The organism is Nocardioides sp. Root151, from assembly GCF_001427925.1.
Taxonomy (GTDB): domain Bacteria; phylum Actinomycetota; class Actinomycetes; order Propionibacteriales; family Nocardioidaceae; genus Nocardioides.
Genome location: NZ_LMGG01000001.1, coordinates 651,547 through 668,908 on the forward strand (window position 1 = coordinate 651,547; position 17,362 = coordinate 668,908).

The 17,362-nt window shown below is 69.5% G+C and carries 20 protein-coding genes; 3 read left to right on the top strand and 17 right to left on the bottom strand.

All coding sequences use genetic code 11. The features are described 5' to 3' along the window. Nucleotides 1-13: 13 nt before the first annotated feature. The 4 genes from ASD66_RS03035 to ASD66_RS03050 form a co-directional block, all read right to left on the bottom strand. The gene (locus ASD66_RS03035) at nt 14-1,588 is read right to left on the bottom strand and encodes a long-chain-fatty-acid--CoA ligase (protein WP_056890549.1); all 1,575 of its coding nucleotides are present in this window, start codon (nt 1,586-1,588) and stop codon (nt 14-16) included. A gap of 110 nt (nt 1,589-1,698) precedes the next feature. Next, complete coding sequence (locus tag ASD66_RS03040; RefSeq protein ID WP_056681668.1) at nt 1,699-3,399, bottom strand: ABC-F family ATP-binding cassette domain-containing protein; 1,701 nt, start codon at nt 3,397-3,399, stop codon at nt 1,699-1,701. A gap of 55 nt (nt 3,400-3,454) precedes the next feature. Further along, a complete protein-coding gene (locus ASD66_RS03045; protein ID WP_056681672.1) occupies nt 3,455-4,486 on the bottom strand; it encodes a hypothetical protein in 1,032 nt (343 codons plus the stop codon). After that, a complete protein-coding gene (locus ASD66_RS03050) occupies nt 4,479-4,982 on the bottom strand; it encodes a SigE family RNA polymerase sigma factor (protein WP_235529945.1) in 504 nt (167 codons plus the stop codon). The genes ASD66_RS03045 and ASD66_RS03050 overlap by 8 nt, the downstream gene beginning before the upstream one ends. A 143-nt stretch (nt 4,983-5,125) precedes the next feature. Here ASD66_RS03050 and ASD66_RS03055 point away from each other — a divergent pair, with 143 nt between their 5' ends. Then, nucleotides 5,126-6,145 carry a phosphatase PAP2 family protein gene (locus ASD66_RS03055; protein ID WP_082599299.1) on the top strand — a complete coding sequence of 340 codons (1,020 nt, stop codon included), beginning with the start codon at nt 5,126-5,128 and terminating at the stop codon, nt 6,143-6,145. A 37-nt stretch (nt 6,146-6,182) separates the two neighbouring features. Here ASD66_RS03055 and ASD66_RS03060 read toward each other — a convergent pair whose 3' ends face one another. The 3 genes from ASD66_RS03060 to ASD66_RS03070 all read right to left on the bottom strand — a co-directional run bounded on the left by ASD66_RS03060 (nt 6,183) and on the right by ASD66_RS03070 (nt 8,592). After that, nucleotides 6,183-6,782 carry a class I SAM-dependent methyltransferase gene (locus tag ASD66_RS03060; RefSeq protein WP_056681681.1) on the bottom strand — a complete coding sequence of 200 codons (600 nt, stop codon included), beginning with the start codon at nt 6,780-6,782 and terminating at the stop codon, nt 6,183-6,185. Next, the gene (gene truA, locus ASD66_RS03065) at nt 6,775-7,611 is read right to left on the bottom strand and encodes a tRNA pseudouridine(38-40) synthase TruA (protein WP_235529946.1); all 837 of its coding nucleotides are present in this window, start codon (nt 7,609-7,611) and stop codon (nt 6,775-6,777) included. The genes ASD66_RS03060 and truA overlap by 8 nt, the downstream gene beginning before the upstream one ends. A 69-nt stretch (nt 7,612-7,680) precedes the next feature. Further along, on the bottom strand, nt 7,681-8,592 hold the full coding sequence (locus tag ASD66_RS03070; RefSeq protein WP_056890008.1) for a PfkB family carbohydrate kinase: 912 nt from the start codon (nt 8,590-8,592) through the stop codon (nt 7,681-7,683). A gap of 48 nt (nt 8,593-8,640) precedes the next feature. Here ASD66_RS03070 and ASD66_RS03075 point away from each other — a divergent pair, with 48 nt between their 5' ends. Both ASD66_RS03075 and ASD66_RS03080 read left to right on the top strand, forming a co-directional pair. After that, nucleotides 8,641-9,000, top strand: a complete 360-nt coding sequence (locus ASD66_RS03075) for a GntR family transcriptional regulator (RefSeq protein WP_056681691.1) — start codon at nt 8,641-8,643, stop codon at nt 8,998-9,000. Between the two features lie 78 nt (nt 9,001-9,078). Next, on the top strand, nt 9,079-9,816 hold the full coding sequence (locus ASD66_RS03080; protein ID WP_056890009.1) for a DUF2786 domain-containing protein: 738 nt from the start codon (nt 9,079-9,081) through the stop codon (nt 9,814-9,816). Nucleotides 9,817-9,896: 80 nt separating this feature from the next. Here the strand turns inward: ASD66_RS03080 and rplQ are convergent, their stop codons facing one another. The 10 genes from rplQ to ASD66_RS03130 all read right to left on the bottom strand — a co-directional run bounded on the left by rplQ (nt 9,897) and on the right by ASD66_RS03130 (nt 17,170). Next, complete coding sequence (rplQ, locus tag ASD66_RS03085; RefSeq protein WP_056681697.1) at nt 9,897-10,568, bottom strand: 50S ribosomal protein L17; 672 nt, start codon at nt 10,566-10,568, stop codon at nt 9,897-9,899. 236 nt (nt 10,569-10,804) lie between these two features. Beyond that, nucleotides 10,805-11,821 (bottom strand): DNA-directed RNA polymerase subunit alpha, encoded by a 1,017-nt coding sequence (locus tag ASD66_RS03090; RefSeq protein ID WP_056681700.1) that lies wholly within the window; start codon nt 11,819-11,821, stop codon nt 10,805-10,807. Nucleotides 11,822-11,930: 109 nt separating this feature from the next. Continuing rightward, entirely contained in the window at nt 11,931-12,539 is a 609-nt protein-coding gene (rpsD, locus tag ASD66_RS03095) for a 30S ribosomal protein S4 (RefSeq protein WP_056681703.1), read from the bottom strand. A gap of 30 nt (nt 12,540-12,569) precedes the next feature. Further along, nucleotides 12,570-12,977: a 30S ribosomal protein S11 gene (rpsK, locus tag ASD66_RS03100; RefSeq protein ID WP_056681707.1), complete on the bottom strand. Its 408-nt coding sequence runs from the start codon at nt 12,975-12,977 to the stop codon at nt 12,570-12,572. 76 nt (nt 12,978-13,053) lie between these two features. After that, nucleotides 13,054-13,428, bottom strand: a complete 375-nt coding sequence (rpsM, locus tag ASD66_RS03105; RefSeq protein WP_056681710.1) for a 30S ribosomal protein S13 — start codon at nt 13,426-13,428, stop codon at nt 13,054-13,056. Between the two features lie 178 nt (nt 13,429-13,606). Then, on the bottom strand, nt 13,607-13,720 hold the full coding sequence (gene rpmJ, locus ASD66_RS03110; protein WP_056681713.1) for a 50S ribosomal protein L36: 114 nt from the start codon (nt 13,718-13,720) through the stop codon (nt 13,607-13,609). Between the two features lie 74 nt (nt 13,721-13,794). Beyond that, nucleotides 13,795-14,016, bottom strand: coding sequence for a translation initiation factor IF-1 (infA, locus tag ASD66_RS03115; protein WP_026145687.1), 222 nt, complete (start codon nt 14,014-14,016; stop codon nt 13,795-13,797). 290 nt (nt 14,017-14,306) lie between these two features. Next, entirely contained in the window at nt 14,307-15,374 is a 1,068-nt protein-coding gene (locus tag ASD66_RS03120) for an LLM class flavin-dependent oxidoreductase (RefSeq protein ID WP_200949844.1), read from the bottom strand. Between the two features lie 133 nt (nt 15,375-15,507). Continuing rightward, nucleotides 15,508-16,680 (bottom strand): hypothetical protein, encoded by a 1,173-nt coding sequence (locus tag ASD66_RS03125; protein WP_056681717.1) that lies wholly within the window; start codon nt 16,678-16,680, stop codon nt 15,508-15,510. Next, entirely contained in the window at nt 16,673-17,170 is a 498-nt protein-coding gene (locus ASD66_RS03130; protein ID WP_235529947.1) for a SigE family RNA polymerase sigma factor, read from the bottom strand. The genes ASD66_RS03125 and ASD66_RS03130 overlap by 8 nt, the downstream gene beginning before the upstream one ends. Between the last annotated feature and the right edge of the window lie 192 nt (nt 17,171-17,362).

The following is a 17,362-nucleotide window of genomic DNA, read 5'->3' on the forward strand; positions in this document are numbered from 1 at the left end:
GGACCGCCGCGTGCTAGACGATGGCGGAGTCGCGGCCGCCCCAGTGCAGCTTGCGCAGCTCACGCTTGAGGATCTTGCCGCTGGGATTGCGCGGCAGCGCCTCGATCACGTCGATGGAGCGCGGGCACTTGAACGACGCCAGGCTGGCCTTGCAGAACGCGATCAGCTCGTCGGCGGTGGCGGTGGTGTCCGGCTTGAGCGCCACGACCCCCTTGACCGACTCGCCCCAGGTGTCGTCCGGCACGCCGATCACGGCGACCTCGAGGACTGCCGGGTGCTCGGCGAGCACCCGCTCGACCTCGGGCGAGTAGATGTTCTCCCCGCCGCTGATGATCATGTCCTTGATGCGGTCCTGCACGTAGACGAACCCGCCGTCGTCGACCTTGCCCATGTCGCCGGTGCGGAACCACCCACCGTCGACGATGACCTCGGCAGTCTCGTCGGGCCGGTTGAGGAACCCCTGCATCAGCTGCGGCGTGCGCAGCCAGATCTCACCCTCCTCACCCACTGCCACGTCCCCGAGGGATGCGGGGTCGACGATGCGCACCTCGACTCCCGGGATCGGGATTCCCGCGGAGAGCAGTCGCTCCGGGTGGCCCGGGTCGCGGTGGTGCTCGGGCAGCAGGTGCGTGGCGACACCCGCGACCTCGGTCAGTCCGTAGACCTGGAGGAAGTCGGTGTCGGGCCAGGCCTCCATGGCGGCGCGCAGCAGCGGCGGTGGCATCGGGGCCGCGCCGTAGGTGTAGGTCTTCAGCTTCCCGAACACCTTCACCGCGTCGGGGCCGGACTGGAGCACCTGTGCCAGCACCGCCGGCACCAGGAACGTGCGGTTGGCGCCCTTCATGATGGCGCCGGCCAGTGACGCGCCGTCGGGGTCGCGGGTCATCACGCTCGGCACGCCGTCGTGCATGCCGAAGAGCACGTACGACGACCCGCCGACGTGGAACAACGGCATCGAGACCATCGACTTGTCGCCGGGCTCGAAACCCCATCCGTCGTGGGCGTTGATCGTGTGCGCGAGCATGTTGGCCTGCGAGAGCATGATGCCCTTGGGCCGGCCGGTCGTGCCGGAGGAGTACATCACCAGGCAGGTGTCCTCGGGAGTCACGTCGTCGGCGCGCCCGACCGGCTCCGATGCCGCCAGCCACCGTTCGTACTCGTCGCCGTCGGCGCCGTCGGGCGTGACCACGATGACCTTCTCCACGGCGGTCAGCCGGTCGCGGATCGCCTCGATGGTCGGCATCAGCTCGGCTCCGACGAAGAGCACGCGGGCCCCGGAGTCGTTCACCGCGTAGTCGACCTCGTCGCCCGCGGAGCGCCAGTTGACGATGGCGTTGGCGGCGCCGCGCGAGGCGGCCGCCTGACTGATCTCGACGCAGGCCGGGTGGTTCTTGTCGAGGAACGCCACCACGTCACCGCGGCCGATGCCGAGGTCGCGCAGGCCACCCGCCGCCCGGCGTACCCGGTCGTTCCACTGCGCCCAGGTCCAGGTGCGGTCGAGGTAGGTCATCGCCTCGCCGTCCGGGTCGTGCTCGGCCCACCACGCCAGCCGCTCGTCGAGGAACTGCGGGATCGGTGCTTCGGTCACGGGGATCTCCACTCGGGTCGTGTCCGCGGATGCGCTCGCCGCATTGTGACCCGCGTCACGCGCCACGGCAAGGGCGTCGTACGCCGGACGTGGCCGCCGTGTCCCGTCGCTCAGCGGACCCGCTCGACCCGGCCCTCGTCCCAGACCGGCCCGTCGGACTCGTAGACCGAGCCGTCGGACCCGTAGACCAGGAACCGGTCGAACCCGCGTGCGAACCAGCGGTCGTGGGTGACCGCGAGGACCGTGCCGTCGAAGGCGGACAGCCCGTCCTCGAGCGCCTCCGCCGACTGGACGTCGAGGTTGTCCGTCGGCTCGTCGAGCAGCAGCAGGGTCGCCCCCGACAGCTCGAGGAGCAGGATCTGGAACCGCGCCTGCTGGCCGCCCGAGAGCGACTCGAACCGCTGCTCACCGGCGTGCGCCAGCTCGTAGCGGTCGAGCACGCGTGAGGCCTGCTCGCGCCCCATCCCCTGGCGTCCTCGGCCGTCGGGCTGGGCCTCACCCCGGTGCAGGATCTCCAGCAGGGTGCGACCGACCAGCTCGGGGTGCTCGTGGGTCTGCACGAACCAGCCGGGCCGCACCCGGGCACCCAGCTTCGCCTTCCCGTTGTGGAGCACCGGTACGACGGGGACGTCGCCGACCGGCTGGTGCTCGATGTCGGGGTCGGTGCCGCCGGCGGCGAGGAGTCGCAGGAAGTGTGACTTGCCGGAGCCGTTGGAGCCGAGCACGGCCACCCGCTCGCCGTACCAGACCTCCAGGTCGAAGGGCCGCATGAGACCGGTGAGCTCCAGGGACTCGCAGACGACCGCGCGCTTGCCGGTGCGGCCGCCCTTGAGGCGCATCGTCACCTGCTGCTCGCGGGGCTGCTCCATCGGCGGCCCGGCCTCCTCGAACTTGCGCAGCCGGGTCTGGGCCGCGCGGTACTGCGAGGACATGCCGTCGTTGTACTCCGACTTGATCTTGAGCCGGAGCACGAGTGCCTTGATCTTGGCGTGCTCCTCGTCCCAGCGGCGGCGCAGCTCCTCGAAGCGCAGGAACCGGTCCTTGCGCGCCTCGTGGTACGACGCGAAGCCGCCCGGGTGGGTCCAGACCCGGTTTCCGGCCGAGCCGAGCTCGACGGTCACCACCCGGGTCGCGGTGTTGTCGAGCAGCTCGCGGTCGTGGCTGATGAACAGGATCGTCTTGTCGGACTCGTTGATCCGCTGCTCGAGCCAGATCTTCCCCGGAACGTCGAGGAAGTTGTCGGGCTCGTCGAGCAGCAGCACCTGGTCGGGCCCGCGGAGCAGGTACTCCAGCACCAGCCGCTTCTGCTCACCGCCGCTCAGGGTGGAGAGGTCGCGGTACTTCGCCCGGTCGTAGGAGACGCCGAGGGCGGCCGTCGTACAGACGTCCCAGATGACCTCGATGTCGTAGCCGCCGGCGTCGGTGAAGTCGGAGAGCGCCGTGGCATAGCGCATCTGGGTCTTCTCGTCGTCGGATTCCATCAGCGCCCGCTCGCACTCGTCGACGGCGGCCGCCGCCGCCCGCACACGGGGTGGGGCGACCGAGAGGAGCAGGTCCGCCACCGTCGGCGCCTCGGCCAGTCCGGCGTTGACCATCTGCCGCATGACGCCCAATCCGCCGGTGCGGGTGACCGCGCCGGCGTGCGGCGTCAGCTCACCGGTGACGATGCGCAGCAGGGTCGTCTTGCCAGCGCCGTTGGCACCGACCAGCGCAACCTTGGCGCCCTCCCCCACCCGGAAGGAGACGTCGTCGAGGAGCACCCGGCCGTCCGGGAGCTCGTACCGGACACCGGCGACATCGACATGGCCCACGAGCGGATTGTTCCCCGCCGTGGGCCCTGCCAGCAAACGAGTTCTTGCGCGGGGGTCAGCCCAGCGACATCGTGGCCGGGTCGACCGCGTCGAGCAGGGCGTAGTCGAGCTGCTGTGGGCCGTCACCGGTCACGATCTGGGTGCCGCCGCAGTCGCTCGAAGCGATGTCGACCAGCACCACGTCACCGACCTGGAGCCGGTGCACGAGGACCGGCGGCGCACCCTTCGACAGCGTGCACCCGGGGTCGACCTTGGCTGCGTTCGCCATCGTCCGTGTGCTGGTCAGGGCCGCGGTCAGCTGCTCGCCCTGCGCCTCCTTCAGCGTGCGCGAGGAGTCGAGCACGGGCGTGCTGCGGTCAGACCCGTATCCCCCGATGACGTAGTCGCACATCGTGACGGCTCCCTCGGCCTCCCCGAAGGCCGCGGTGCCGAACTCGATCGATGGTGCACAGCCGAGGCTGTCGGTCTCGGTGATCTCGTGGGCCGAGGCGACGACCTGGTCGAGGGTCTCCTGGTCGGCGGCGACCACGTCGAGGGTGTTGCCGGCGAGGCTGACCCGTTTGGCGACCCCGTCGCCGGCCGCGATCGGTTCCTTGGGGGTCCCGGCCAGGAAGGTCACGCCCTGCGGGCAGCTTGCCGTGCCCTCGACGTCGGGCTCGAAGTCGGCCTGGTAGGCGTCGCGGCTGATGTTGCCCGCGGGCTGGTTGGGCGCGCCCGGGATGCAGAGGTCGTACGCCGAGCCGTCGCGCCAGTCGCCGGGCACCGCGACCTCGACGTTGCGCCACGACTCCCACCGCCAGCCGTCGGGGATCTCCGGAAGGTCGGAGGCGGGGTCCGCGGCCCCCGTGTCAGGGCTCGTGCTCTCACGGGCCGCGCTGTCACGGCCACCGGAGTCGCCGCGGTCGACGAGGGCCAGCCCCAGCGGAATGGCAGCCACCACGGCCGCGGCCACGACGGCACCGCCGATCGCCGTACGCCGGCGGCCACGACGAGCCCTGGCCGCGTCGGCCAGCCCGGAGGCGTCGCCGGGTGCCTTGTCGGCCTGCCCGGCGAGGGTGTCGCGCACCCTCTTCTCGAAGTCACTCATCTGCCGTTCCCCTTTCGTGGTCGTGGTCACCGAGCTCGGCCCGCAGCGCGTCGAGCCCACGCGAGACGCGTGACCTGACGCTGCCCTCGCGGACGCCGGTGATCGCGGCGATCGCCGCGTAGTCCATGTCTTCGTAGAACCGGAGCACGATCGCGGTCCGTTGGGCCTCCGGGAGTCGACGGCAGGCCTGCCAGAGCCGGTCGTCGTACGCCGGCGGGCCGGTCACCTCTGAGCCGTCGGTGCGCACCTCGGCGACCGGGGACTCCCTGCGGCGGAACTTGCGCCACCAGGAGGTGTGCGCGTTGACCACCATGCGGCGGACGTAGGCGTCGGGGTCGTCGGCGGCACAGATCCGCGGCCAGGCGCCGATCGCCCGGGAGAGGGCGTCCTGGACGACGTCCTCGGCGTCCGCGGCGTTGCCGGTCAGCACGTAGGCGAAGCGGAGCAGGCCACCGCCGCGCGCGGTCACCCAGGACTCGAAGTCCGGATCGGTCACACCCACTCCATCCAAGGTCATCGTGCTCATGCAGAACAGACGCGTTCGGGGTCCATTGTGTTGCGAACCCCGGCAATTCTTCGTCCCGACACCTCCCGATAAGGAAATGCCACCTTTACATGGGTTGACGTAGCATTCCGCTCATGGCAGAAGCAACGGGGGACACATCGGTCCGCTCTGCCCTTCCCTCTCGACGGGGTGTGACGCGGCCCGGAATCCGGGCACTGGCCTACGCCGTCTTCGCCGTCGCGCTCGGCGCCTGGATCGTCCGGTTCGGCATTCCGAGTGACACGGTCCAGATCTTCCTGTGGTTGTGGCTCGCCACGATCTGCTGGAACGTCGAGGAGGAATGGCGGTACCACCTCAACTTCGTGCGCGACTGGTGGATACCGGTGGCCGCGCTCGTCGTCTACTTCTACAGTCGCGGCCTGGCCGACGAGCTGCTGAAGATGCCGGTGCACATCCGCATGCCTGTGCAGGCCGACCAGGCGTTGTTCGGCGAGCTGCCGTCGTACTGGCTCCAGGAGCGCATGTGCGGCTCCCCCTGCGACCCCGACAGCCCCGCCCGGTGGTACGACATCGCCCTGGCGGTGGTCTACACGAGCCACTTCGTGGCCGGCCTGATCCTGGCCATGGTGCTGTGGCTGCGCAACCGTGGCGAGTGGAAGAAGTGGATGCGCCGCTACGTCGGGGCCAACCTCGTCGCGCTCGTGATCTACATCCTCTACCCGATGGCCCCGCCGTGGATGGCCTCCGAGGACGGCTACCTCGAGCACCCGGTCTTCCGGATCACCCACCGCGGCTGGGAGGCGGTCGGACTGGGCCGCTTCCACCTGGTGCTGACCGGCGTCGGCAACCCGGTGGCCGCGATGCCCTCGTTGCACTTCGGCATCTCGTTCCTGATCGCGGTCTACGCCATCATCCGGCTCCGCTCGGGGCTGCGCTGGCTGCTGCTCGCCTACCCCGCGACCATGGGCCTGGCCCTGGTCTACTTCGGTGAGCACTACGTCATCGACATCATCTGCGGCGCCATCCTGGCCGGCTTCGTGCTTGCCGTGTGTGCCTGGTGGGAACGCTCGCGTGACACCCTCGACCGGGCGGCCCGTGACGGGCTCGACCGGGCCGAGCACGAGTCCGTCGACGAGGCAGCGCCCCTCCAGTAGGAGTCCGCTCGTACGACGACTCAGCCCGGCCGCGGGCTCAGTCGGCCCGGCGCGTCTCGAGCACCCGGAAGCCCTTGGCGCTGGCCAGCCGGGTCGTCGGGTAGCCCTGGTCGCCCAGCCACCGCTGCAACGAGTCGGCGCCCAGGTGCTTGCCCACCACCATCACTGCCCGGCCGCCGGGAGCCAGCCGGGGCAGCCAGGTCAGCAGCAGCTCGTGCAGGGCCTCCTTGCCGATGCGGATCGGCGGGTTCGACCAGATCTCGTCGAAGAGGTACGTCGAGGGCACCTGCTCCGGCGTACAGGCCACGAAGCGGCCGTCGAGCCCGAGGGACTTCGCGTTCTCGTTGGCCAGCAGCACGGCGCGGGCGTTGACGTCGACACCGGTGACGTTGGCCAGCGGCACCGCCCGGGCGACGGCCAGCCCGATCACGCCGTACCCGCAGCCGAGGTCGAGCACCTGGCCCTGGGCTGGTGGTTCGGTCTCGCGGAAGAGGATCGCGGTGCCGTGGTCGAGGTGCCCGCGCGAGTAGACGCCGGAACCGCTGGTCAGGGCGAGCTCGTTGCCCCAGACCTCGCAGGTGAAGTCCTCACGGGTGAACGGCACCGACGGGTCGGCGGAGAAGTAGTGGTCATCCATGCGGGAGCTCCCTCTTGTTGCGTGCCCGGTCGGCCTGCGCGCGCAGTTCGTCGCCGTCCGGGTAGCCGACCTCCTCGAGCGTGAGGCCACGAGCCTGCACCACGGTCACGGCCGGGTTCCGGGCGCCCGCGACCAGCACCTGTGCCGGCCACTCACGAGGTCGCCGTCCGTCGCCGACGGCGAGGAGGCACCCGACCAGGGAGCGCACCATGTTGTGGCAGAACGCGTCGGCGCGCACGGTGAGCTCGGCCAGGCCGTCGTCCGCGCGCGCCCAGTGCAGGTCGATCAGGGTGCGCACGGTGGTGGCGCCCTCGCGGCGCTTGCAGAACGACGCGAAGTCGTGGAGGCCCAGCAGGTCGGAGGCGGCGAGGTTCATGGCCTCGATGTCCAGCGGCTTGGGCCAGGCCAGCACGTGGTTGCGGCGCAACGGGTCGACGGCCGCGGCGGTGTCCGCGACCCGGTAGACGTAGCGGCGCCAGCTGGCCGAGAACCGGGCGTCGAAGCCCTCAGGGGCCGGCGAGATGCGCAGCACCCGGATGTCCGGCGGGAGGAGCCCGTTGAGCCTGCGTCGCAGCGCGTCCATCGGTGGGTCCTGGGAGCGCCCGCCGCCCTTGGCCACGACGGCTTCCTCGAGGTCGACGTGGAGCACCTGGCCACGGGCGTGCACGCCGGTGTCGGTGCGGCCGGCGACGGTGACGGTGACCTTCCCGATGCGCAGCACCGTAGCGAGTGCCTTCTCGAACTCGCCCTGCACCGTGCGGAACGCCGGTTGGCGGGCCCAGCCCCTGAAGTCGGTGCCGTCGTAGGCGAAGTCGATCCTGATGCGCACGGTCGGCAATCCTGCCATGGCTCCGGCACGCGACGGGCTGCCGGTCGGCCGGTCACTCCTCGCCCGGCCTCAGCGCTCGAGCTCGCGGCGGTACGGCGGGTCGGCGCCGGCCCGCGAGACGGTCACCGCGGCCGCCGCCGCACCGTGCGTCAACACCTCCTGCCACCCGGCCGGGTCCAGGGCGCGCAGGCGAGCTCGTGCCGGGGCCCCCAGCAGGTCCCTCGCCCACAGTGCGTCGACCACGGCCGCGGAGAAGGTGTCTCCCGCACCGATGGTGTCGACGACCTCGGTCTCCAGCGCAGCGACCTCGACGGTCGCCTCTGCGGTGAAGCACGTCGCGCCCGCGCTCCCCCGGGTCAGCACGACCGCGGCAGGTCCGAGGGCCAGGAGGGCGGCAGCCGACTCCGGCGCCGAGCGCAGCGGGAACAGGCCCTTGAGGTCCTCGTCGGAGGCCTTCACGACGTCACTGAGCCCGACCAGGTGCTCCGCCCGCCGTCGAACCTCGTCCCCGCGACCGCTGACCTCGGGGCGCAGGTTCAGGTCGAAGCTGACCGTGGCCCCGGTTCGCATCCTGGCGACCAGGTCGCGCACGTCGTCCGCACCGGGGCTCAGCACGGCGCCGAGGGAGCAGAGGTGCACGACGACCGGTGCCAGGTCGGTGGGCTGCGCCATGCGCCACTCGATGTCGAAGTCATAGCTGGCCCCGCCTCCCGGGCCGATGGTGGCGACCGCCGTCGACGTCCTCGCCAGCTGCAGCGGGTCACTGGCCAGGCCGACCCCGTTCGCGGCCAGGTGGTCGGCCAACAACCGGCCGTGCTCGTCGTCGGCCCAGCTCGTGGCCAGGAGTGTGGGCCGCTCCAACCTCGACAGGGCGACCGCGACGTTGGCCGCGCTGCCACCGGGGAACGCGGTGACGCTTCCGTCCGCCGCGTGCACGACGTCCACCAGTGACTCCCCGACGACCAGCGCGACGTTGTCCATGCCCCCTCTCTACCGCATCGGCCCCGCGCCACCTCATAGGGTGCGGGCATGGAGTTCACACCGCTCGATCCGGAGTCGGCCACGCCGCCGTACGAACAGCTGCGCGTGCAGATCGCCTCGCGGGTGGCCTCGGGCGAGCTCACGCCGGGCACGAGGCTGCCCACAGTGCGGGGCCTCGCCGGACAGGTCGGGCTGGCCGTGAACACCGTCGCCCGGGTCTACCGGGAGCTCGAGGCCGACGGCGTCGTGGTGACTGAGGGCCGGCGCGGCACGTCGGTGGCCAGCACTGCGACGGCCTCCGGCGGGGAGGCCCGGGCAGCCGCCGCGGCGTACGTCGCGACCGCGCGCCAGCTGGGCCTGGAGCTGTCGGAGAGCCTGCGCCTGGTCGAGCAGCACTGGCGCGCCTGACGATGCCTGTGGAGAACCTCCGCCGCTGTCGGTGCGGTGTCGCAGAGTTGTCCACCCACCGACGAGAGGATTCCCTCCATGCACGCTGACCACCCCATGCTGGCCAAGATCCGCAAGCTGCTGGCCAAGGCCGAGAACGACGCCTCGACGCCCGAGGAGGCCGAGCTCTACACGGCCAAGGCGGCCACGCTCATTGCCGACTACGGCATCGACCAGGCGCTCCTGGCCGCCGAGGTGCCGCAGTCCGACGTCGTGGGCGACCGCGTCGTGCATCTCGAGGCGCCCTATGCCCGCGACAAGGCCGACCTGCTCAGCGCGGTGGCGGTCAGGTTGCGTTGTCGCGCGGTGCACATGACCGATCGCACGCCTGACGGCAAGCGGTTCGCGGTGCACCTGTTCGGACACGAGTCCGACCTGGCCCGCGCCGACCTGCTGTTCACCAGCCTGCTGATGCAGGCCTCGACCTGGCTGAGCCGCACACCGGTTCCGGCCTGGGACCACAAGGCCGCCTTCCGGCGCTCCTGGCTGGCCGGTTTCCGGCTGGCCATCAGCCGCCGCCTCGAGACCGCGGAGCGCCTCGCGGAGACCGGGGCCGCGGGCCGGGCCGCCGCGGCCGGCCGCTCCATGGGCCTCGTGCTCGCCGATCGCTCTCTCGACGTCGCCCGGGCGGTCACCGACACCTACCCCCGCCTCGGCACGGCGCGGCCGCGCCAACTCTCCGGCTCGGGCCTGCCCGGTGGCTATGCGGCCGGTCAACGCGCCGACCTCGGTGGGTCGCGCCTGGGGTCCGACCAGGATCCTGCCCTGCTCCCCTGACCTCTGCCGAACCGCTGCCGGGAAATGACGAAGGCCCGCCACCGCGAACGGTGACGGGCCGACGAGTGCGAGCTGAGTGGTCAGCCGGCCTTGGTGAAGCCAGCGGCCTCGGCGGCTTCCTCGGTCTTGAACCAGACCTCGGCAACCGTCGCGTCGTACCACTGCGACTCGGTGGTGTGGAACTTCATCGAGTCCTGGTTGCCCTTGATGGTGAAGCCCTCGGGGGCCGAGCCGTCCTCGAGAGGAGCGGCAGCGTCGTCGCCGAGGTCGGCGAGACCCTTGACCTCGGTCTCGTCAGCAGCGGCCTCGGTCTCGGTGGTTTCCTCCGCGGGAGCCTCCTCGACGGGAGCAGCGGCCTTCTCGACCTTCTTGGTCGACGGGGCCTTGGGGCTGTAGGCCTCGGTCACCAGCTCGATGACCGCCATGGGGGCGTTGTCGCCCTTGCGGGGGCCGATCTTGGTGATCCGGGTGTAGCCACCCGGACGGTCGGCGAAGGTCGGCGCGATCTCGGTGAAGAGGGTGTGCACGACCGACTTGTCGCGGATGGTCTTGAGGACCTCGCGACGGTTGTGCAGGTCGCCCTTCTTCGCCTTGGTGATCAGCTTCTCGGCGTGCGGACGCAGCACCCGGGCCTTGGCCTCGGTGGTGGTGATGCGACCGTGCTCGAACAGAGCAGTGGCCAGGTTGGCGATGATGTGACGCTGGTGCGCCGGGCTTCCGCCGAGGCGGGCACCCTTCATGGGGGTGGGCATTGTGTTCTCGATTCTCCCCGGCCGTGTCAGGTACCGGAGTAGATGTTGCGGGAAGTGTGGTGCCGATGGCGACCGACGTACGAAGGTGACCCCAGGTCCGTCAGCCGCCGAGAGCGACCGACGTACGAGGGTGACCCCAGGTCCGTCGGCCGCCAGCCGACCTCAAGACGAAGCGGACTTCGACGCGAGGCCGGCAGCGAGTCAAGCGAAGCGCCGACTCGCTCGGCCAAATTCAATTAGTACTGCTCGTCCTCGACGAAGGTGTCGTCGTCGTCATCGCCGTACGCGGCGAGGGCGGTGGCCGGGTCGAAGCCGGGCGCGCTGTCCTTGAGGGACAGGCCCATCTCGACCAGCTTGCCCTTGACCTCGTCGATCGACTTGGAACCGAAGTTCCGGATGTCGAGCAGGTCCTGCTCCGAGCGCGAGATGAGCTCACCCACGGTGTGGATGCCCTCGCGCTTGAGGCAGTTGTAGGAGCGAACGGTCAGCTGCAGGTCCTCGACCGGGAGGGCGAGGTCGGCAGCCAGCTGCTCGTCGACGGGCGACGGGCCGATGTCGATGCCCTCGGCCTCGACGTTCAGCTCGCGGGCCAGGCCGAAGAGCTCGACCAGCGTCTTGCCGGCCGAGGCGATCGCGTCGCGGGGACGGATCGACGGCTTGGTCTCGACGTCGATGACCAGCTTGTCGAAGTCCGTGCGCTGCTCGACACGGGTGGCCTCGACCTTGTAGGTCACCTTCAGGACGGGCGAGTAGATCGAGTCGACCGGCATGCGGCCGATCTCGTTGTCCCCGCCCTTGTTCTGCACGGCGCTGACGTAACCGCGACCGCGCTCGACGACCAGCTCCATCTCCAGCTTGCCCTTGTCGGACAGCGTGGCGATCTTGAGGTCGGGGTTGTGCACCTCGACACCGGCCGGCGGCAGGATGTCGGCAGCGGTGACGTCGCCGGCACCCTGCTTGCGGAGGTACATCGTGACGGGCTCGTCGTGCTCCGAGGAGACGACCAGACCCTTCATGTTGAGGATGATCTCGGTGACATCTTCCTTGACGCCCTCGATGGTCGAGAACTCGTGGAGAACGGTGTCAACCTTGATGCTGGTGACGGACGCACCCGGGATGGAGCTGAGGAGCGTACGGCGCAGCGAGTTGCCGAGCGTGTATCCGAAGCCGGGCTCCAGGGGTTCGATCACGAACCGCGAGCGGAACTCGTCGACGGACTCTTCCGACAGGGTCGGGCGCTGAGCGATAAGCACTGATTCTTTCCTTTCCGGACCCACCCACTATTTGACGGGCCCGATTTCAAAGGTATTCGGCGGATAGTCGTCTGTGGTCGCAGACTGAGCATCGACCACCGAACAGGTGTTACTTCTTCGAGTAGTACTCGACGATCAGCTGCTCCTGGACCGGGATGTCGATCTGGGCCCGGACGGGGAGCTGGTGCACGAGGACGCGCATGCGGTTCGGCAGCGCCTCGAGCCAGGCGGGGACGACGCGCTCGCCGTGGGTCTCGCGAGCCACGATGAACGGGGTCATCTCCAGCGACTTCTCACGCACGTCGATGACGTCGTGGGCGGTCACCTGGAACGACGGGATGTCGACCTTCTTGCCGTTGACCTTGAAGTGGCCGTGCACGACGAGCTGGCGGGCGTGGCGGCGGGTGCGGGCGAAGCCGGCACGGTAGACCACGTTGTCGAGGCGGCACTCGAGGAGCTGAAGCAGGTTGTCACCGGTCTTGCCGGCGCGGCGCGAGGCCTCCACGTAGTAGTTGTGGAACTGCTTCTCGAGGATGCCGTAGGAGATGCGGGCCTTCTGCTTCTCGCGAAGCTGGAGGAGGTACTCGCTCTCCTTGATGCGGCCACGGCCGTGCTGGCCGGGCGGGTAGGGGCGACGTTCGAACGCCTGGTCGCCGCCGACGAGGTCGACACCGAGACGGCGCGACTTCTTGGTCATGGGGCCGGTGTAACGGGCCATTTCTCAAAGTCTCCTAAGGTCTCGGGGTGATCAGACGCGACGGCGCTTGGGCGGCCGGCATCCGTTGTGCGGAGTGGGCGTGACGTCCTGGATGGTGCCGACCTCGAGGCCGATTGCACCAAGCGAACGGATCGCCGTCTCGCGACCCGAGCCCGGGCCCTTGACGAAGACGTCGATCTTCTTCATGCCGTGGTCCATGGCCCGACGACCGGCAGCCTCGGCTGCCATCTGTGCCGCGAACGGGGTGGACTTGCGCGAGCCCTTGAAGCCGACGGTGCCGGCAGAGGCCCACGAGATGACCGCACCCGTGGGGTCGGTGATCGTGACGATGGTGTTGTTGAACGTGCTCTTGATGTGGGCTTCGCCCTGAGCGATGTTCTTCTTCTCCTTGCGGCGCACCTTCTTGGCGCCAGCCGCGGTGCGGCTCTTGGGAGGCATTCAATATCTCCTGAAGTTTGCTGGTAGCTGTGTGTACGAGGAAGTGGGCGTCAGTGCCGTGCCGTGAGGCAGCGGGTCACTTGGCCTTCTTCTTGCCGGCAACCGTGCGCTTGGGACCCTTGCGGGTACGCGCGTTGGTCTTGGTGCGCTGGCCGCGGACCGGGAGGCCCATGCGGTGGCGGCGACCCTGGTAGCTGCCGATCTCGATCTTGCGACGGATGTCTGCCTGGACCTCGCGACGGAGGTCACCCTCGATCTTGAAGTTGGCTTCGATCTCGTCACGGAGCTTGACCAGCTCTTCGTCGCCCAGCTCGTGGACGCGGAGGTTCGGGTTGACCCCGGTGGCTTCCAGCAGCTGCTGGGAGCGGGTACGGCCGATGCCGTAGATGTAGGTGAGTGCGATCTCGATGCGCTTGTCGCGCGGGAGGTCAACACCAACAAGGCGTGCCATGTGATGGCCCTTTCTGTGAAGAGCTTGCGCCCTTCGGTAGTTCACAGAGGTTTCGGTCGTGTCGCGCCCTGACGAGTGCCAGGCCCCGGCCTTCTGCTCCGGAGGTGGTTTCGGCCCTGAGGCCTAAGCGATCACGTTGTCTTGGTGTTCAGTTGTGTGGGTTGGTCGCTGTTGCGACCTAACCCTGGCGCTGCTTGTGGCGCGGGTTCTCGCAGATGACCATGACGCGGCCGTGGCGACGAATCACCTTGCACTTGTCACACATCTTGCCGACGCTCGGCTTGACCTTCACGAGGACGGTCCTTTCGGTTTGAATTCGGCTGGCACAAGCCACCGACCCGGTCACGCAGGCGCGACCGGTTGCGATCACTTGTAGCGGTAGACGATCCGACCGCGAGTGAGGTCGTACGGCGAAAGCTCCACCACGACCCGGTCCTCGGGGAGGATGCGGATGTAGTGCTGGCGCATCTTGCCGCTGATGTGGGCGAGAACCTTGTGTCCGTTGCTGAGCTCAACACGGAACATGGCATTCGGAAGGGCCTCAGTGATGGTGCCCTCGAGTTCGATCACGCCTTCTTTCTTCGGCATGTCCTCCACAATCTGTTGTAACGGATACGTCTACCGTGGTGCACTGCGACCGGATGGCCGGTCCCAGCTGGCCCGGGAACCTCTCCCACGTGAGTGGAAGTGGACCTCGTGAACCGCCGCATGGGCCTCATTTTCCCCAGACACACTCCCTCACCCGGGGGTGAGGAAACTCGATGTCCGGGCAGCCGCGAGGCACCACGAAACAGACCCACGTTGGGCCGACGCACCAGTCTAGTTGGTGGGCGCCGACATCCCTAATCAGGCCGGTTCGGCCGGTTCAGCCTCGAGGCTCAGCCCACGAACGCGGGAATCGCCGCGGCCAGGTGCCTGAGGGTCGCCTCACGGGTGGCTGCGGAGTCGACCGGCTCGCCGACGTACGACCCGGCGACGGGGTGCACCATGACCTCGTCGACGTCGAACTCCGCGGCCAGGTCCGCGATGCGCTCGGCGGCGGTGGCCGGGTCACCGATGACCCAGCGGCCGCGCATGCCGTTGACCAGTGGCAGGTGCGCGTCGGGGAAGCCGATCGCCTCGGCCTCCTCGACCAGCAGCTGGGGCCGGAGCTGCCCGCCTGTGCGGAGGGTGACCATCGCGTGCAGCTGCGGCAGCGCGAGTCGCTCGGCCTCCTCGGTCGTCTCGGCGACGGAGGCGTTCACGGTCAGGAAGGTGCGGGGCTCGGGGTTCTCGGGCGAGGGCCGGTACGTCGACCGGTAGAGCTCGAGGGCCTCCGCCGTACCGCGGCCCGAGAAGTGGTGCGCGAAGACGTAGGGCAGGCCCTGGCTGGCGGCGAGGCGGGCCGAGTAGTCGGAGGAGCCGAGCAGCCACACGGTCGCCCGCGACGCGGCCCGGGGCGTGGCCCGCAGCTCATGGGTACGTCCCGCAACGGACAGGCCGACGCCGCCCTCGTCCATCATCGCGACGATGTTCTCGACGTACTCGGGGAACCGCTCGACCGCGTCCTCACCGACCCCGCCGGCACCGTGGCGCAGGGCGAAGCTGGTCACCGGGTCGGTGCCCGGCGCGCGTCCGATGCCGAGGTCGATGCGGCCGGGGAACGCGGCCTCGAGGAGGGCGAACTGCTCGGCCACCACGAGCGGCGCGTGGTTCGGCAGCATCACGCCGCCGGAGCCGACCCGGATCCGCTCCGTGGCCGCCGCCAGCAGGGCGATCATCACCGGCGGGTTCGTCGCGGCGACGGCCGGCATGTTGTGGTGCTCGGCCACCCAGTAGCGCCGGTAGCCGGTCTCGTCGGCCACCCGGGCCAGGCCTCGGGTGGCGGCGACGGCGTCGGCAGTCGTCTGGTCGGTGCGCACGGGCACCAGGTCGAGCACGGACAGGGCAGGAGCGGGTGACGTCACACCCGGCCCAACGACGTCCGCACCGCCCCTATTCCAGCGACCCGTCGTGAGTTCGTGTCGACCTGTCGCCAGTTCTGGAACAAGCGACGGGTCGATCCGTATTCACGACAGGTCGATCAGAACAAGCGACAGGTCAACCGAGGAGACCGCGGAACATTCCCTCGCCGTCCTTGCCGGCGTACTCACCCCAGTTGACGGGCCCGGCAAGGTAGCCGCGGGTCCAGGAACTGGCCCAGGGCGCCACCGTCCGCGGAACCACAGGTGAGGCGGCGAGCGACTCGGGATCGCCCTGCGCCTTGTAGTGCCACAGGATCTGCGCGCACTCCCCCATCACCACGCCGGTCCACGCGGTCTTGCCACCGGCGCCGTTGACGCCGATCGCCAACCACTCGCCGTCGGGCTGCTCGGTGCACGGCCGGATCGGGTCGTAGTTCGCCGACGACTCCTCCACGACCTGGGCGTACTGCGCCGCGTCGTCCGTGTCGCGTCGTGCCGACCAGACCAGCGTGGTCTCGCCGCGATAGGTCATGTAGCTGCACACGGACAGGGACTCCGGCTCGATCTCGCGCAGTGTGCCGTCGGGCACGTCGTCCCACGTGGCGTCGGTGGCACAGCCGTTGGCGTCCACCTCGACCGACTCCGCCGTGGCCAAGATCTTCGTGCGGAGCTCGGGATCGTCGCTCGTGACCGTGACCGTGTCGTCCCCGACCTTCACCGTCTCGCGGACATAGCCGTTGCCGACGTCCACCGTCCCTGGCTGCACACCCACCGCGTCCAGCCAGACCGAATCCGACGTCGGCACACCAAGCTCCGACAGCTCGCGCCCGGTGAGGACCGTGCAGGCGTCGGTCATCATCACCGGACGTCCGACATACGGCGTGTTCTTCGGGATGAACTCGTAGTCGGAGCTGCCGGGTCGCACGAAGGCGGCAGCACCACAGTCGAGAGGTCGATCGTCGCCCGGGTCCACGTTGCGCATCGGCGCGCCACCCCATCCCCAGCTGGGTGGGACGCGCACCTGCACGCCGCCGTACGACTCGACCCGCCACGCGGGCGGTCCCCCGTCGTCGGTGGCCACCTCGTCGCCGCCGGTCGGTCCCGTGTCGTCACGGTCGATCGCCTGCCAGGCCAGTGGTACGCCGACCACCAGTGCGGCCGCGACGGCTGCCGCGGCGAGCCAGTTGCGTCGGCGGCCCGGGCGCGTGGCCAGCGGTTCCTCGAGGGAGTCCGCGGCCTCCTCGGCCCGTTCGGCCAGGCCCTGTCGCATGATCCGTTCGAGATCCTGCTCGGTGTACTTCTCAGTCATCGCCGGCCTCCTGCCGTTCGAGTTCGACCCGGAGGGCCGACAGTGCACGGTGGATCTGGGAGCGGACGGTCGACTCGGAGCACTCGAGGATCGCCGCGATCTCGCGGTCGCTGAGGTCCTCGTAGAAACGGAGCACCACGGCGGCACGCTGTCGCTCCGGCAGCGCCTGGCACACCCGCCAGACCGCATCGGCGTTGCTGACGCCTTCGGCCGGGTCGGGCGTACGCGCAATGTCGAAGACCTCGGCCACCGGGGACTGTCGCTTGCCCCAGCGGCGCCACGACGTGACGTTCTCGTTGATGATCATCCGCCGCACGTAGGCGTCGGGATCGTCGGTACGACGCACCGTGCCCCACCGCTCGAACGACCTGGTCAACACGCTCTGGAGCACGTCGTCGGCGGCCTCACGGCTTCCGGTGACGAGGTAGGCGAACCGGAGCAACGCGGGCACCCGCGCACTCACCCATTCGTCGAACTCGAGATCTGCCACCACCACATCCATGCACATCTCACGCCCCGGAGCCTCCCCATGTTGCACCAACCCCGAACTTTTTCTCCCCCTCCTCCGCGAACCGTGGGTTGTTGATGCGCGAGCCGTGGGTTGTTGATGCGCGAGCACCGGATTGTTGGTGGTCGAGGAGCTTGCGCCCGGGCCCGACCGCCTCCACCATCGAGGCCGGCC

Excerpts from the sequence above, each read along its gene's own strand:
- ASD66_RS03045 (WP_056681672.1), bottom strand. The coding sequence starts at position 4,486 with ATGAGTGACTTCGAGAAGAGGGTGCGCGACACCCTCGCCGGGCAGGCC.
- ASD66_RS03055 (WP_082599299.1), top strand. The coding sequence starts at position 5,126 with ATGGCAGAAGCAACGGGGGACACATCGGTCCGCTCTGCCCTTCCCTCT.
- ASD66_RS03060 (WP_056681681.1), bottom strand. The coding sequence starts at position 6,782 with ATGGATGACCACTACTTCTCCGCCGACCCGTCGGTGCCGTTCACCCGT.
- ASD66_RS03070 (WP_056890008.1), bottom strand. The coding sequence starts at position 8,592 with ATGGACAACGTCGCGCTGGTCGTCGGGGAGTCACTGGTGGACGTCGTG.
- ASD66_RS03075 (WP_056681691.1), top strand. The coding sequence starts at position 8,641 with ATGGAGTTCACACCGCTCGATCCGGAGTCGGCCACGCCGCCGTACGAA.
- ASD66_RS03080 (WP_056890009.1), top strand. The coding sequence starts at position 9,079 with ATGCACGCTGACCACCCCATGCTGGCCAAGATCCGCAAGCTGCTGGCC.
- rplQ (WP_056681697.1), bottom strand. The coding sequence starts at position 10,568 with ATGCCCACCCCCATGAAGGGTGCCCGCCTCGGCGGAAGCCCGGCGCAC.
- rpsD (WP_056681703.1), bottom strand. The coding sequence starts at position 12,539 with ATGGCCCGTTACACCGGCCCCATGACCAAGAAGTCGCGCCGTCTCGGT.
- rpsK (WP_056681707.1), bottom strand. The coding sequence starts at position 12,977 with ATGCCTCCCAAGAGCCGCACCGCGGCTGGCGCCAAGAAGGTGCGCCGC.
- rpsM (WP_056681710.1), bottom strand. The coding sequence starts at position 13,428 with ATGGCACGCCTTGTTGGTGTTGACCTCCCGCGCGACAAGCGCATCGAG.
- infA (WP_026145687.1), bottom strand. The coding sequence starts at position 14,016 with ATGCCGAAGAAAGAAGGCGTGATCGAACTCGAGGGCACCATCACTGAG.
- ASD66_RS03125 (WP_056681717.1), bottom strand. The coding sequence starts at position 16,680 with ATGACTGAGAAGTACACCGAGCAGGATCTCGAACGGATCATGCGACAG.